This is a genomic window from Blautia pseudococcoides (assembly GCF_001689125.2).
In the GTDB taxonomy this organism is placed as follows: Bacteria; Bacillota; Clostridia; order Lachnospirales; family Lachnospiraceae; genus Blautia; species Blautia pseudococcoides.
This window is the reverse complement of sequence record NZ_CP015405.2, coordinates 1,743,924-1,759,492: the sequence shown is the minus strand read 5'-3', so window position 1 is coordinate 1,759,492 and position 15,569 is coordinate 1,743,924. Positions and strand designations below refer to the sequence as shown.

At 33.3% G+C, this 15,569-nt stretch carries 15 protein-coding genes; 12 read left to right on the top strand and 3 right to left on the bottom strand.

Going from position 1 to position 15,569, the window contains the following annotated elements; all coding sequences use genetic code 11:
* Positions 1-60: 60 nt before the first annotated feature.
* From A4V09_RS08265 to A4V09_RS08215, 11 genes are all read left to right on the top strand, one after another.
* On the top strand, positions 61-3,126 hold the full coding sequence (locus A4V09_RS08265; protein ID WP_065541931.1) for a lantibiotic dehydratase: 3,066 nt from the start codon (positions 61-63) through the stop codon (positions 3,124-3,126).
* On the top strand, positions 3,113-4,918 hold the full coding sequence (locus tag A4V09_RS08260) for an ABC transporter ATP-binding protein (RefSeq protein WP_065541930.1): 1,806 nt from the start codon (positions 3,113-3,115) through the stop codon (positions 4,916-4,918). Before A4V09_RS08265 ends, A4V09_RS08260 begins: the two co-directional genes overlap by 14 nt.
* A 2-nt stretch (positions 4,919-4,920) precedes the next feature.
* Positions 4,921-6,243 carry a lanthionine synthetase C family protein gene (locus A4V09_RS08255; RefSeq protein WP_065541929.1) on the top strand — a complete coding sequence of 441 codons (1,323 nt, stop codon included), beginning with the start codon at positions 4,921-4,923 and terminating at the stop codon, positions 6,241-6,243.
* Positions 6,244-6,314: 71 nt separating this feature from the next.
* Positions 6,315-6,992 carry a DUF6973 domain-containing protein gene (locus tag A4V09_RS08250; protein WP_065541928.1) on the top strand — a complete coding sequence of 226 codons (678 nt, stop codon included), beginning with the start codon at positions 6,315-6,317 and terminating at the stop codon, positions 6,990-6,992.
* 453 nt (positions 6,993-7,445) lie between these two features.
* Positions 7,446-7,826, top strand: a complete 381-nt coding sequence (locus A4V09_RS08245) for a helix-turn-helix domain-containing protein (RefSeq protein WP_084043485.1) — start codon at positions 7,446-7,448, stop codon at positions 7,824-7,826.
* Between the two features lie 26 nt (positions 7,827-7,852).
* On the top strand, positions 7,853-8,578 hold the full coding sequence (locus tag A4V09_RS08240) for a LytR/AlgR family response regulator transcription factor (protein WP_065541927.1): 726 nt from the start codon (positions 7,853-7,855) through the stop codon (positions 8,576-8,578).
* Positions 8,571-9,899 (top strand): sensor histidine kinase, encoded by a 1,329-nt coding sequence (locus A4V09_RS08235; RefSeq protein WP_065541926.1) that lies wholly within the window; start codon positions 8,571-8,573, stop codon positions 9,897-9,899. The genes A4V09_RS08240 and A4V09_RS08235 overlap by 8 nt, the downstream gene beginning before the upstream one ends.
* Positions 9,900-9,969: 70 nt before the next feature.
* A complete protein-coding gene (locus A4V09_RS24860; protein WP_157766918.1) occupies positions 9,970-10,122 on the top strand; it encodes a cyclic lactone autoinducer peptide in 153 nt (50 codons plus the stop codon).
* A gap of 1 nt (position 10,123) precedes the next feature.
* Entirely contained in the window at positions 10,124-10,732 is a 609-nt protein-coding gene (locus A4V09_RS08225) for an accessory gene regulator ArgB-like protein (RefSeq protein ID WP_065541925.1), read from the top strand.
* Positions 10,725-11,123, top strand: coding sequence for a PleD family two-component system response regulator (locus A4V09_RS08220; RefSeq protein WP_065541924.1), 399 nt, complete (start codon positions 10,725-10,727; stop codon positions 11,121-11,123). Before A4V09_RS08225 ends, A4V09_RS08220 begins: the two co-directional genes overlap by 8 nt.
* A 63-nt stretch (positions 11,124-11,186) precedes the next feature.
* Positions 11,187-11,639 (top strand): hypothetical protein, encoded by a 453-nt coding sequence (locus A4V09_RS08215; RefSeq protein ID WP_065541923.1) that lies wholly within the window; start codon positions 11,187-11,189, stop codon positions 11,637-11,639.
* A 305-nt stretch (positions 11,640-11,944) separates the two neighbouring features.
* Here A4V09_RS08215 and A4V09_RS26730 read toward each other — a convergent pair whose 3' ends face one another.
* From A4V09_RS26730 to A4V09_RS08200, 3 genes are all read right to left on the bottom strand, one after another.
* The gene (locus tag A4V09_RS26730; protein WP_084043483.1) at positions 11,945-12,241 is read right to left on the bottom strand and encodes a transposase; all 297 of its coding nucleotides are present in this window, start codon (positions 12,239-12,241) and stop codon (positions 11,945-11,947) included.
* Entirely contained in the window at positions 12,226-12,657 is a 432-nt protein-coding gene (locus A4V09_RS08205; protein ID WP_157123475.1) for a hypothetical protein, read from the bottom strand. Before A4V09_RS08205 ends, A4V09_RS26730 begins: the two co-directional genes overlap by 16 nt.
* A 94-nt stretch (positions 12,658-12,751) precedes the next feature.
* Positions 12,752-13,606, bottom strand: coding sequence for a transposase (locus A4V09_RS08200; RefSeq protein ID WP_065541922.1), 855 nt, complete (start codon positions 13,604-13,606; stop codon positions 12,752-12,754).
* 944 nt (positions 13,607-14,550) lie between these two features.
* On the opposite strand from A4V09_RS08200, the gene A4V09_RS08190 reads away from it, so the two are divergent.
* A complete protein-coding gene (locus A4V09_RS08190; protein ID WP_157766917.1) occupies positions 14,551-14,883 on the top strand; it encodes a helix-turn-helix domain-containing protein in 333 nt (110 codons plus the stop codon).
* Positions 14,884-15,569: the final 686 nt, after the last annotated feature.

Genomic DNA, 15,569 nt, shown 5'->3' with positions numbered 1-15,569 from the left:
TTTTGAAAATTAAGTGATATAGTTTCAGCAAAAAATAAATTTAAAATTCGGAGGATAAAAATGAAAAAATTATTTTATGACATTGGAGAATTTATGTATCGCAGACCGACTGAGTATAAGTCTCAAATTGACTTTTCCGAACATGAGGTTAAGTTAATATGTAGCAATCCTGCATTTAGGGAAAAAGTAAATATTGCAAGTCCTTCATTGGTGGAAATGATGGATATATATATGAAAAATCCTAAACAATTATCAGAAAAGAAATCAAATGGATTAAATATTTCTTTATTGAAATATTTAATCCGGAGTAAAGAAAGGACTACTCCGTTTGGCTTGTTTACAGGTGTTGGAACTGGCTGCTTTAGCAAAAGTGAAAAATTCCCCATATTGATGACGAAGACAGAAAAAAAAGTTAATGTTGATTCTGAATGGTTATTTGGACTAGTAAATATTGTAGAAAAAAATTATGCTGAGAAATTGGAATTTAAGTTTAATGACGCATGTTATATAAAAGGCAATAGAGTTATATTAGTATACTCAACTGAAAAAGATGCAGAAGAAATCAGTATTCGATTTACAAAAGTTTTTAAGGTACTTTTTGATAAAATTAAGGATTACGAAAGATATGAAAAATTCATTGAAATACTTAGTTCTGAATATCCGAGTACTTCAATGAAGAAAATCAAATTGTATATAAATGAACTGATTTCTAAAGGTTTTTTGATTTCTAATTTGAGACCATCGTTTAGCAATGCAGATCCGCTAATGTACTTTATCAAGCAGTGTGAGCGAATGGAAATTACAGATATATGTGAAAAGGCTAATGAAATATATAAAATGTGTGAGGATTATAGCAAAACAGATATTGGTAATGGGATAATTAAGTATAATGCGATAAAAACAAAAATGCAGACATTATATAAATGCTCATCATATTTACAAGTGGATACTGTTATAGGTGGAGGCGACTTTCAACTTAATCAAGACATTTCCAAGGCAATATGTGAAGTGGCAAGTCTATTTGTGTATCTTAGTAATAGTCCTAAGAAACAACATGGTTATTTAGAACATTATAGAAATAAATTTATTGAAAAATATGGAATAGATCGGGAAGTACCTTTATTGGAAATGATTGATTCTAGTAATGGTATTGGAGCTCCAACACCATACTTAAAGCCACAAAATGATTTTTACGATGAGTACAATACAAAAGACAATTATAAATATGAACTAAAAAATTATTTTTTGGTGGAGTATGAAAAAGCTTTGGCTAATAATTCATACATTGATATTAATATGGAGACTCTTCAAAAAATAACAGATTGTACCGTGCAAGAAGAAGAAATCCCTATTTCTTTAGAATTATATTTTATTTTGAAAGTAGAAGATGGAAAAGTGAGTCTTAATCTAAGTCCTAATTGTGGCTCATTTGTGGCAGGTAAAACTTTTGGTAGGTTCTCCGTACAGTCTGACAATTTTGCAAATGTTTTAAAGAAATGTAACAAAGAAGAAAGAAAAATTCGTAGTCCGCATAGTGAAATTTGTGAAATAAGTTTTTTGCCTTCTCCAACGAGAAATGGAAATATTGTAAGAACATTATCGTTTAGAGAGAAAGAAACTGCCGTTTTTACCTGTGGCAGCAAGGATAAAAAAGACATTGTTAGTCTTAATGATATTTATATAGGAATATTTAACGAAAAGTTTTATGCAAGGGATAAAAAGACTGGGAAACTGATTATTTTCGAATCAAACAATATGTATAATCCGATGCTTAATCCCAATGTTTTTAGGTTTTTGCAGGATATTTCTTATGAAGGAAAAAGGGAGTGGTCTGAGTTCCCATGGAGTTATATCTATGCAGATTTGAGACATATTCCAACAATAAAGTATAAAGGAATTGTACTCCAAAATGAAAAATGGAAAGTTAATATACAAGAACTTGAATTACTCAAAAAGGATTTTGAAAGTTTTAAAGAAAAATTTTTAGCATTGATTATTGGCCGCAACATGCCTTTGAATATTTATATTGTTGATGCAGATAACCGTATTAGACTTAATCTGGCAACAGATTTATCGATGCGGATTGTTTATGACGAATTTAAGAAGCATAAGGATAGTGATTTGGTTTTTGAAAAAGTAGAAAATGGTTCAGATATTATTTATGATGATGGGAAAACGTATGCAACGGAAATAGTTGTTCCGCTTTTCAGGAAAAATAAAGAAGAACTATCATTAATTCCATTATCCCAAAAGACGTATACCAGAGAGCAGCATATGATTTTGCCATTTAATAACTGGCTTTATTTAAAATTGTATTGTAATGAGAATCGAGAGGAGGAATTAATTGCATTTTATATTATGGATTTTTATGAATCATTAAAGGAAAAATATGGTATTTCATATTTTTATATGCGTTATGCTGATCCGAAGCCACATATAAGATTGCGATTACATGCAACAAGAGAATTGCTATTGCAAGTCTATCCACAAATCTTGAAATGGTACTCAGAATTGTTCTCAGATCAGATAGTAGGGGATATGACTATTTCTGTATATGATCGAGAAATTGAAAGATATGGAGGGGCATTGTTGATGGATACTGCGGAAAAGGTATTTTTTGAAGATAGTTATATTGTTGAAAACATACTGCGTTTAAAACGTTTGGGGAAAATATCTTTAAATTTGGATGATGTTGCTGTTGTTTCCATCATAATGTATGTTTCGCAGTTCTATAATAAATATGAAGAGCAATTGCAGTTTTTGTCAATCAATTATCATTCTTCCGATTTTATAAGCGAATTCAAGAAGAAAAAAGATAATCTATTAAGAATTTGCGATATTGAAAATGAATGGAATAATCTAAATAGCATGAAAGACGGTAAAGTTGTTTATGAACTTATGTGGCGAAGATGTAAAGTAATTAGCGAGTATAGTGAAAAAATTAGGAAGATTAATCCAGATCCGATGTTTAAAAATAGTATTGTTGCAAGTGTTATTCATTTACATTGCAATAGATTGATTGGTACAAATCGTGAATTAGAAAGGAAGCTGATGGCATTTGCAGAAAGTGTGTTATATGCAAAAAAATATGTAATGAGAAGGATTGAAGTCAATGGAAAGAAATAGAATTGGAATCAAAGATATACTAATAGCTTTAAAACAATTACCTAAAACGGTTTCTATTATTATGCATGTAAGTAAGGGATTGTTTTTTCTTATTATATTATTTAGTGTGGTTGCTGGAGTTTTTCCGGTAATTACACTGATTCTTTCCCAAGAATTGATTAATTGTCTTGTGCAAGGGAAAAACTTTTTTGATGGTACATTTATAATGTTTGTATTATATTTGCTTGCATCATTTGCCGGAGAACTAATTATTGAAGCAAAAGGATTTATAGAGGGAAAATTTCAATATTTGTTACAGTATCGCTTGAATTATCTGGTTATGGAAAAATGTACGGATCTATCTTTGGAAGATTTTGAAAACTCTGAAATGTATGACAGAATCGAAAAAATAACAGGGGAAATTGCATATAGACCATTTCAGATTTTTCTGGCGATTATTAATCTTTTGACATCTGCGATTACTATGATATCGTCCGCTATTTTGCTTTTTAGCTGGAATCCTTATATATCAATTGTTTTATTGGTTGTTCCTATTGTTTCAGTACTATATTTTTTGAAAATAGGTCAGCAGGAGTTTGATATTATATGGAATCGTGCAAAAGACGAAAGAAAGACTTGGTATTTAAGCTATTTATTGACACATGATTTTTCTTACAAGGAAATATCTTTATTAAATATAAAAGACTATCTTTTAGGAAATTTCATAAAAATAAGTAATCGTTTTATTGAACAAAATATCAAAATCTTAAAAAAGAAAACAGTATTTAACATTATCTATGAGATGATCATGCAAGTAGTAAGTGGCTTGATTATTGGTGAGGCAATTATATCGGCATACGCAGGGGATATTCTTGTTGGAAACGTTATGAGCTATATACGGAGCGTGGGATTAGTTCAGAGCAATTCACAGGCTATTATGGCAAATATCTATACCATATATAATAGCTCATTATATATGGATATGTTATTTGAGTTTTTGAAATATTGTGGAAAAGGTAAGATTACTGGGAATATGAAAAAAATTGAAGGTGAGATTACAACGATAGATATAAAAAATCTCTCTTTCTCTTATAAAAATAAAAAAGAGACGTTGAAAGATATTAGCATCAGTTTTCAAAAAGGGGAGAAAATTGCATTAGTAGGTCCTAATGGCTCTGGGAAAAGTACATTAATTAAAATTTTAAGTGGATTATATGAGATTAAGTATGGCGAAATTTTGATTAATGGCATACCTCTAAAGAAAATTGATATTGAAGATTATCATACGAAAATGTCAGTACTATTTCAGGACTTTGTAAAATATGAACTCACATTGAAGGAAAATATAGGATTTGGAGATATAAAGGAATTTAATTCAACTGATAGAATGAAAGAAATTCTTGATAAACTTCAAACAAAGTTTCTAAAAAAAGATGGTGAATATGATTTCGATATGCAGCTTGGAAATTGGTTTGATGATGGACAGCAGTTATCACAAGGACAATGGCAAAAAGTGGCACTTGCGCGAGCATATTTTAAGAACGCATCAATTTATATCTTGGATGAGCCGAATGCTGCGCTTGATACAGTTTCTGAACGGGAAATTTTTGATGATTTTTTTGAAATATCAAAAGGAAAAATAGGAATTTTTATATCACATCGACTTAATGCGGCAAAAAAGGCAGACAAAATAATTGTTATGGATGATGGAAGAGTTGTTGGAATGGGTAAACATGAAGACTTACTAAAAAATTGTCTTGTATATCAAACTTTATATCAGGCTGAGACATACGAGAATGAGGAGGATATGTAAATATGGATAACAGCATAATTTCTATTGTAAAAGAGATTGCTAGAAACTTAGGCGACTATGATAATGTAAAGAGGATTGTAGCGGATAAAGACAATATACGAGTGATGGGAGAATTTAATTTTCAGGGATGGGAACCACTTACATTAAGTCATGGAATACCAGGAATCTGTTTGCTATATGGGAAATTAATGGAATGCTTTCCTGATGAGGAGATTTGGGCTGAATTAGCACATCAGTATCTTGGTTATTTGGTGCAGGAAATAAATAAAGAGGGGTTTCAAACCTTGTCAATGTTTTCAGGAACTTCTGGTATTGGGTTGGCTGTTGCAAGTGTTTCAAATAATTTTTGTAACTATAATAAACTGTTAAATACGATAAATTCGTATATAATTAATTGGTTTGATGAGTTTATTGATAGTATTGATTTAAAAAAAGGGACTAGAAGTATCTGTTATGATGTAATAGAAGGCTTGAGTGGTATTTTGAGTTATTGTTCAATATACTATGAACAGGAATCCTTTTCTCCGATATTACTTAAAGGCTTGAAAAAATTAGTTGAACTTACATATGATATTGAAGTAAAAGGATACCATGTGCCTGGATGGTATATTCCATCGGATAATCAGTTTAGTACTGTAGAAAAAGAGTTATATCCATATGGTAATTTTAATACAAGTTTTTCTCATGGAATTGCAGGTCCATTAACACTACTTTCAGAAATGAAAAGTAAAGGATTTATGATTGAAGGACAAGAAGAGGCAATTGAAAAGATTGTAAAATTTCTATTTGATTTTAGATCTAACGATCAAAAACGAGATTTTTGGAAAGGCCAAATTGACTTCCATGAATATATAACCGGAAAAGTGTCAGAAAAAAATATAATTCGTCGAGATGCTTGGTGTTATGGAAATCCGGGAGTGTGTTATTCACTTATTATGGCTGGCAATGCAATGAAAAACCAAAGTTGGATAGATTATGGAATACATAATATGAAAAAGACATTGAGCGATGTAAAAGGTATATTTTCACCTACATTTTGTCATGGTTTTTCTGGATTGTATCAAGTTGTTAATTCTATAGAATTTACTATTGGAAAGGACATTTTTTATAGTGAGAAAAAAGAATTGCTTAATAAAATTATGAGTTTTTATGACTCTAACTATATTTTTGGATTTAGAAATATGGAGGTAGGTGATGAGAATGGAAATATAAGAGCTTTTGAACATTTAGGTTTATTAGATGGTACAATTGGAGTATGTCTGGCTCTTTTAGAAGGAGAGCATAAGACAAAGAACATTTGGAAAAGAGCTTTTTTGTTAGCATAGGACTCAATCTTAGGTTATAAACAATAAAGTTGTGCGTATGATTGCGATAAAAATACTAGGAGGAGATTATTATGAAACACAATTTTTTAAAAACTACAGTAGTATGTTGCACTTGCACTATGTTGATTGGAATTCCCATATCTGCGTCCGCAGAAACAGTTTCATCAGCAATTAGTGAACAAGTAGTCACATCTTCTGAAATGGAGGATTTGATTGAAACGGTATTGGAAATTAAAAATGCTAATCCAGAAAACTCTGAAGATGAAATTGTAAGTATGATTTCATTACATATAAATACAATGCGAAATGAAAACATAGGAATTTCAGATATTTGGAATGCATTAACAGATTCGGAAAAGAAATTGGTTGTTAGGTATCCGTTTGCGGCATTGAAAGTAAATGATGCAAAAAATATAGCGACAACGCAAACGGAAAGAAAGTTCGGATATAATGGTTTGGGAGACCGGAGCGATGCTTTTAGACATGGAATTTGGAATGCCGAAATGACCATCCTAATTGGCACCGAAAAAGCGGAACTATTTGCAACTGCACATGAGGATAAAGACACTTCTGGTTTGGAATCGGATGGCCATACTAAGGAAGAACATAAAAACATGGACTTACACAATAACAGCATTGGACGGGATATTGGACAGTCTAATCCTAATCTAACAGAGGATCAGATGGCCGATTACATATATGAAGTGATTTATCAAGAAAATACACCGTTTATCTGGCTGAACAATTAAAACATAAAAAGCCTAGTCTACTGTTTGGTAGGCTGGGTTTTTTCTATAAAAAGATAAAAATAAACAATGTTAAATATAAAACTATCTATTTCAATAAAATGTATTTGTTTTCAATCTGGATCATAATTGAATATTTTGATATAAAATGACCAATATTTATGATATGAGTTGTGCGCTGATTATTTGATTGAGTCAGCTTACTGAATTAAGTACCGCAAGATGACACTAACATTAACTCCAGATGCAGTAATTTCAGCAACAGTAAAAATTACATGATCATTCGTATTTATTACGCGATGATTACATAATCTTTTTTGGAAAAATAACGGTCGTAAATGGTCATTATCTTGATGATGAGTCATATATATTCCTAAAATGAGAAGTATATATGTGTTAATAAGTCATTTTTGTGTGTGTATGATATAAATATATTCTTATTGTGGAGGGACTCCAATGGAATCGAAAGCAAATACACACAAGGGTGAAAGCCGTAAGTGCAGACGAAATGTACAAAATGATTTGTATGTAGAAATAGGGAAAAGACTTCGTATTTCACGCATTGAATTAAATTACACACAGGAACAGATGGCGGAAATATTGGAGATGAGTTCTGCATATTACGGAAAGGTTGAACGGGGACTTCATGGATTATCACTGGAAAAGCTTGTTATTGTGAATAAAAAACTAGATATGGATATAAATTATTTGCTTACAGGGACGAAACGGGGTGAGATCTCCCTGGGTGAAATTATGGAACAATGCCCGAAAAGCAAAAGATCCGATATGGAGATACTGATAAAATGTGCTATGAATCTTGCAAAGAGTCCAGAATAATGTCTGCAGGATAAGGGAGAAAATCAATGCTGGAAATTGCGGTATGTGATGATGAAACATTTGTTGCATCAAATATTGAGAAAATGATTGAAAAACTGGCGGTAACAACAGATACAAAGGTAGAAATAGATGTATTTTATGATGGGAGTACATTGGTTGATTATATAGATAAAGGGAAAAGATATGACATTATTTATCTTGATATAGAGATGACAAAACAAAACGGAGTAGATGCTGCAAGAGCTATCCGTGTAGTGGATACAAAGGTGTTGATTATTTATGTTACGAGCCATGAAAGTTTTGCAAAAGAAGTGTTTGAGGTGGAAGCTTTTCGCTTTATCACAAAACCGATTGATCAACGAAAGTTTCAAAGATACTTTTTAGATGCAAGAAAAGAGATATTAAAAAAGCCGAAATATTTTCAATATCAATATAACAAAGTATCCTATAGAGTGGCTATTGATGAGATAATATATTTTCAAAGTGATAGACGTGTTACATATATTATTACAAGTGACGGAAGTAAAAAATGTTATGGGAAATTAAATGATATTGAAAAGAAATTGGTACAGTCAAATACATATTTTTACAGAACGCATCAATCCTTTTTAGTTAATCCCAGATACGTGTACAGGTATATTTATGATTCGATGGAATTAATGGATGGGACAACTTTAACAATCAGTGAGAATAGAAGGAAAAGTGTAAATGAACTTTTTTGTATGCTAAAAGGGGAAGATATTATTGTTTAGTGATAGCATAATATGTAAATTGGGTACAGAGCTATTGACAACATTTTTGTCGATTGTCATACTTAAAATTTATTTTGGTATTTTCTTTAAAAGGAGTAAAGGAAGTTTCTTTGGCATTACTACATGGCTGATTTACTTCATGTGGCAGATGTTGATCGGGAAGGGAAATGCCTTTCCGGCATATGTAAATGTTGCAATAAGTATTATTCTCGTATGTGGAATATGTATTAGTGCATACACGGGAGGCATTTTACAAAAAATAGTTTTTTCAGCGCTTATTAATGTCATATGGATGCTGGCGGAATTTTTAGTAGGCTACATATTTATAATGTGTGGAATTTATTATACGGTTCCACAATTTTGGGGATCAATTTTATCAAAGTTGTTAACTCTGCTTTTGCTTTTCGGATTGAAGAAGTTCTTCAAAAGTGAAAATATGAGAGATATATCAAATAATTATAATTTGATTTTTCTATTGATTCCTATAGGAAGTATGTATGTAGTTTATAATATATTTATGTTGAGTATCGATTTAAATAATCAAAAATATATTAAGGAATCATTGACAAGCTCTGTGATTGTTTTACTGATCAATTTTATTATATTTAAACTATATTTAAGTTTATCGAAAGAAAAAGAATTACAAAAGTATAATACTGTTTATGAACAGCAATTAGAGTTATGCAATCAGCATATGCGTGAAAAAGAGACTGTTATGATGGATTTTCGAAATGCCAGACATGACCTGAAGCAACATTTTATTGTACTTATGGAAATGCTGGATAATAAAGAAAATGAATCGGCTACAAACTATTTAAGAAAGCTTATTAGTATGGATACATTCAGTAATATTGGAATATCAAGGACTGACAATATAGTGGTAGATTCTTTAATAAATGCAAAATATTCGATAGCCTTGAAATTGAAAATAAAATTTGAATGTGATATTCATATACCTATGCAGCTTCCATTTAGGAGTGCTGATATAAGTATTTTGTTGGGAAATATTCTCGATAACGCTATTGAAGCATCAATGCAGATTGAAGAAGAGAAAAGATATATAAAGTATTTTATGAAATATGAAGTAAATACATTGATCATAACAGTCATAAACGCATTTAATGGTGATATAATTAGAAATCGTGATGGAAAAATCATAACGAATAAGGGAGATCCGTGGAATCATGGGATAGGGTTGGAATCGGTAAAAAAAGTAGCAGACCGATATCATGGTTCTGTGGTGATTGAAACAAAGTCTGAAAATTTTAAAATAAAGATTATTCTGTGTGATATACAGAAAAAATTACAGACAACCTCGTAAAAATTACATGCTGGATTCTTTGGTATGTTTCTATGGTAAGATAGGAAAAAATGAAATGGAGGCATTAAAAATGAAAAAAATCGAACATTTTATTCAAAGTCATGTAAACGTCTTGGCGAGTCTGGCAATGGTGTTTAGTGTACTAGCTGCTAACAGTCGATGTGTATGTATTTACCATCAGCCAAGTATTCCTGAAGGTTTGCAGAAATTAAAGAGAAGTTAACATGGAAAGATTTGCAACATTTTTAACGGATTGCATTGCACACAAAAATGCTATTACCGAAGAAGACTATGAAATCTATAAATATGGATTTCTAACTGGTTTGGAATTGTTCGTCTATATGGTTACGTGCCTTACTGTAGCCATATGGATGGGCATGACTGTAGAATGTATAGTATTTTTACTCATATTTTTTTGCTTACGGTCTTTTGTAGGTGGCTTACACATGAACAGTTTCAAAGTATGTTTTCTTTTTTCGTGTATTGTGACATTTTTTTCACTTTTAGTAATAAAATATTGTCCTATATCAAAAGAAATATCCATTGTTGCATCTGTTTGTGAAATTATTTTTATCTTTTTTTTGCCACCAGTTGAAAATGTAAATCGTCTAGTAGATGAGAAAGAAAAAATCATTTTTTCACTTAAAATAAAAAAAATTTTATTAGCGTTATCTTTGCTTGTAATATTCTTTTATATTTCTGGGCTTGATCGTTATCTGACTACAGTTACTTATACTTTAGCTGTCATTATTTTCTCTATGTTTTTGGGAAAATATAAAAATACAATTGATGAATGTAAAGGGATTGATGAGTGTGGAGATATTATTGATTAGTGAAGATGATATTGTATATCAACAGACCAAAAGAGTGTTGGATGAACAGGCAAAATTAACAGTGATTTCATTTGAAGAGATTAAAGAGAAATTGTATATACATATACCATATGATATTCTAATTATCGATTTTAATCAGACAAAAGTAACCGAAAGGGAGTTTAAAACAATTCTAGATATAAAATGTAGAAGTAAAATTCCAATTCTTGCACTTATGGAAAAAAGTAGCATTTCGGATCAGTTCGAAGTATTGTCTATGGGAGCGTTGGATTTTCTTAAACGCCCTGTAAAAGATGAGGTATATGCCCAAAAAATAAATCAATTATATAAATGGAAGTGGTATTATGATTGGGAAAAAAAGAAGGTATCTGACGAGGACCATGGTAAGTAATAGAAGTTTAAAGGGTCAGTCACAGAATGACTGACCTTTTACTATGTAAAGGAGAAACCAGACATGGAGATAGTGGGACTGGATGATTTGATTATGATTACATATAATGGAGACGACGGAATACTTACTTTGGAATTTGTTGGTACACTTTTGTTGAATTTAAAACTTACTAGTAAGAAACGCATATTTAAAGTAAAAGATATGTTTCATAAAGACGAACTATGTAAGAAAATAAGATTGTTAAATAAAAAAGAAGCTGCGAATAAACACAAAATAGCCAATTATATTAGTTGTAAAAAATTTGGCGAAGTTCTTTCAGAAAAGTTGAAAATGATGAGGATTGGAAATCGGAAGTGTTTTAGAACTGTGAGTTTAACATCTAACTACCAAAATGAACTAATGTTAGAGATTACTTGTACAGAATATCTTTGGAAAATTCTGCAACATAAGGCAGAATTGATTTTTATAAGAGAAGAGCATGATAATATATATTACAAATTAACAAGGTATAATTAAAAATATCAGACTGCCTTTTGGAATTCGATTTAGATTTGAATAGAATATATGCCTGGTTGCTCATATTCAGGTTGCGGCCAGTATGAAAGAGCAAAGTGAACACTTTGCTTTTTTTGTTTACGCGCCATGGACGCGCTCTAACGGGTGCAAGTCGTGTGTTCTTCAAGCTGTTATTGGCTTGCCAGTGAAAGTCTGGTCAAGGTAATCGCCAGTGAACCTTGTAGCGAGCCTCCAATTAGTACAAGGTGTTTGAGTATTCCGGGCGGTTTTACACCGCAATTCCGGAGGTTGGGGTTCTTCCGCAATTATCCGTTCCCGTTAGCTTTCATGCACCTCAATTTTGCTTCTAGCAGTTGTTTCCTACAGCGACCAATCATCGTTCTTTTTATCATTTTTAATCTGCTGTTAGTTCCCTCTACAAAACCATTGCTGTATTCATATGCGACTGCATTCTCAACTGCATCCATTTCGCGTTTTAATCCGTCAGCAAAGCTCTTAAGCCCTTTAATCTCACTGGTGCTGTACTTTTCCACAAACAGATAAAGCAACGGGACATTTAGCTTTTTAAATATATCCCGAAACTCTTTTATACAGCAATCCATTCCCAAATGTGTGGGTACTTATCATAAATATATTTTTTATGCTCTTCTGCGAGTTCTGTATTCATCCACATATGCCGGAATACCCCTTCCCGTGTAATATAATCCATATTTTCTCCCTTGCTGCCTGTTTTATATTTTAGACCCTCCGTCATTGTCCGGACATATGGTTGTGGCTCAAAGTATTTATGTTCCTTTTCTTCGATTTTGCCCAAATGCTCAAAAGCGTTGCTGACTGAACCGCTATAACCTTTTTCATATATCGCTTTTACCGTTTTGCTTTTACTCCATCCTAAATTGAGACACTGGATGATAAAGTCGTAATACGGATCCAGTTTACTCTGTCGGATCCCGTACATACTTAACTCTTTTGGATCCCCTTCCCGATACTTCGCAATCGTATTGCGGCCTATTCCCATACGTTTTGCTATTTCCCGGTAACTACATCCTTCTTTTAAAAATTCCTGTATCTGACAGACCATCTGATAACGTTTTTCAGAAAAACCAGGACAGTTATCCACATCCGATGCGATTTTTTTTACACTGCTTCTCATTGTCTGTGGACTTCTCATCGTGTGGAATGGTGATTGTAGCTGGAACCTCATGGTTTAAAGCTTTTTTAATTGTTTCCAGCAGATTTTGATGCAGGTGAAATCTGTCAGCAACCTGCATTACATCTGGCAATTCTTCTGAAATCACTTTTGCATATGCGCTTGCGCGATCACGCGTAACAACTTTGATATGTTTATTGTTTTTAAGCCATTCCCGTAATGTGTCCCCATTTCTTCCATCCAATAGTGTAATGGGTTCATGTGTTTTTTCATTTACAACAATCGTTCCATAAGTATACCGTTTTTTATACGCAAAATCGTCTACGCCTATCACATCTCCAACTTTCGGATCCGGAAGGGATTCGTATCTTCTCAGGAGTAGTCTTATAACGGTATCCCCGCTGGTCTTAATTCCAAGCGTCTGGCAAATACGGGCACAGCCTTCGCAGCTGCTTTCCATTGCCAAAGTACAAATAAAATCAACGCATCTTTCCGTCATACGGCTATAAGAATTGAGGAATCCGCCAAAAGTTTCAGCAATCGATATAGTTTCACATTCATCATTCGTGCATTCATACTCATGTGACCGTATCTCGAGCTGAACATTTTTCCCCAATATTGGGAGATCCTGTACCTTGAGGATATAAGTTCCGTGATATTTATCCGTTATACAGTTACACCTTGGGCACTTACAGCTTCTGGATATAGATTTCATTTGTATCAGGATTTTATCTTTTTGTTGTTTGACTTCTGTTATCTTCAAATCTTTTTGTGGATAAAATGTATCTATGTATAATGTACTATTTGAATCACCCATATAAATATCTCCCATATAGCTTGATATATCGATTATATAATATATCAAGCTATGTGGATAGAGAAAAAACGGAAAATTGCGGAAGAACCTCCTGCACGAGAATATTCAGTGTTGGGGTTTGATCTCCGGGGGCTGTTTGATGACATCAGACATGATTATCTGGAGATGGTAAAGAGACATACCCGGGAGAAGTGAAATCCGGAACCCCGTAAGACGGGTACTAAGTCCGGTATTGGTAAAACTGTTTCCGCGCTATGTGTTTGATGAGGATTTCATGGTAAAGAAATTTCCGACGATACCGTAGACACTGCGCCCCCAGAAACAGACAAAATATTTACGGAGAAGGTTGTAACAGAGATTTCAGAGTTATGGACTGGAACTGAACTAGGAAAAGACAGTCTGGTAAAGTGGGTTCGGAGGAAGTATAAGAAGCACAAGGCGCGAGACGAAAGGTAGAACATTGGCTTGGTAAGATAGTAAAGCGTGCCAGGAAGTTGTTTGCGTACTGGAAATTTGGGATATTGCCAGCGGCTGGATAATGGGAGCCGCATGAGCTAAGAGGTTCACGTACGGTTCTGAGAGAGACTTGAGGGGAGGTTTCTCAGATCTACTCACGGCAGGAATGCTAAACTCCACGCTGACTAAAACAATAATAGTGGATAGGCTTGGATATCCGTCCATGTAGGTCTACTATCTGAAAATCCGTATAAACTATTGAACCGCATAGTACCGAACGGTACGCTACATGGTGTGGAAGGGGAGTGTAAAATCTTCTCTATCCGATGCCTAAATAATAGAATTTTTTGTGGTGGAGTTATGTGTCAAATATTGAAAAAAATGGACTAAATTCTGAATTAGACATATCTGGATAAAAATGTCACTGTTGGTCACTATGCAGATTGAATTTGGATTTATATAATAAAACACGCAGGGAGGTAATGTGGATGTACATTGGAGATAGCGATATAGGAGAAACAATTAGAATATTGCGTACTGAACGTGGAATGTCTCGTGAAGAGCTGGCAGAAAGAGTAGGAATCAGCCGTTCTCACTTGAATAAGATAGAGGTGGATATTAAGCGGCCGAGCATCATTACATATCAAAAGATTATGGATGTCCTTGAAGCGGATATATCCATACGGGATGAAGAAAAGACAGAAAAAGGGAAATGCGTTGCAAAGGCGAAAGATATTTTGATGAGAAGGCCAGAGAAAGAAGTTAAATATCTGGTCAAAGTATTGGAGTGTGCAGCGGATAACTTGGATTATGTAGTTTAACGACAGGTAACGTTTGTCAGCCTGCCAAAGTATATCAGAAAGCTGCTGTATTTTGGCAGGCTTGTAAACGCAGCCGTAGCGGACCTTGAAAACTGAATATCAGTATGGTGATATTTTTTTGAATAGAACATGTCATTTCTGACATTAAAAATAGAAATATCTTAGAGGACACAAAACATTCAGAACATCCTTTATGGGATGATGAGGGGCAATGAGCTGCGCGAAGAGGTATTTGTCTGCGTGATGCGATATTAGGACTGGAAAATTGCAGATCAAACAAGGAATCGTAATAGAAGAAGGAAAAGTATGAGCGGCACCCCGGCATGGGATATCGGTGGCAGATATTCCGAAAGTTTGAATGATAATGATACCTTTGCTGAAACGAAAACACGGCAACCAGGGTAGCGTCTGGTGCATGTTGCGGCGGGACAGGGTGCCGCAGGGTGTAAGGCGGTCGGCCTGACCGGTCCTACATACTCCGATCCACACCGGGGAGAGAAATAAAAGCCAAACCAGACGTATGTACAGTTTGATTTATGTGTCTGGTTTGGAGTGTGGATATTTTTAGAAAGGATTGAAGGAATGAAAATCTTTGGCTATATCATGTGGGGGATAATCATTTTTGATTATATTATGATTTTTTTATTCCCCCATTACTTTTGTTTAGTATTTTCCTCGTTTTTTGA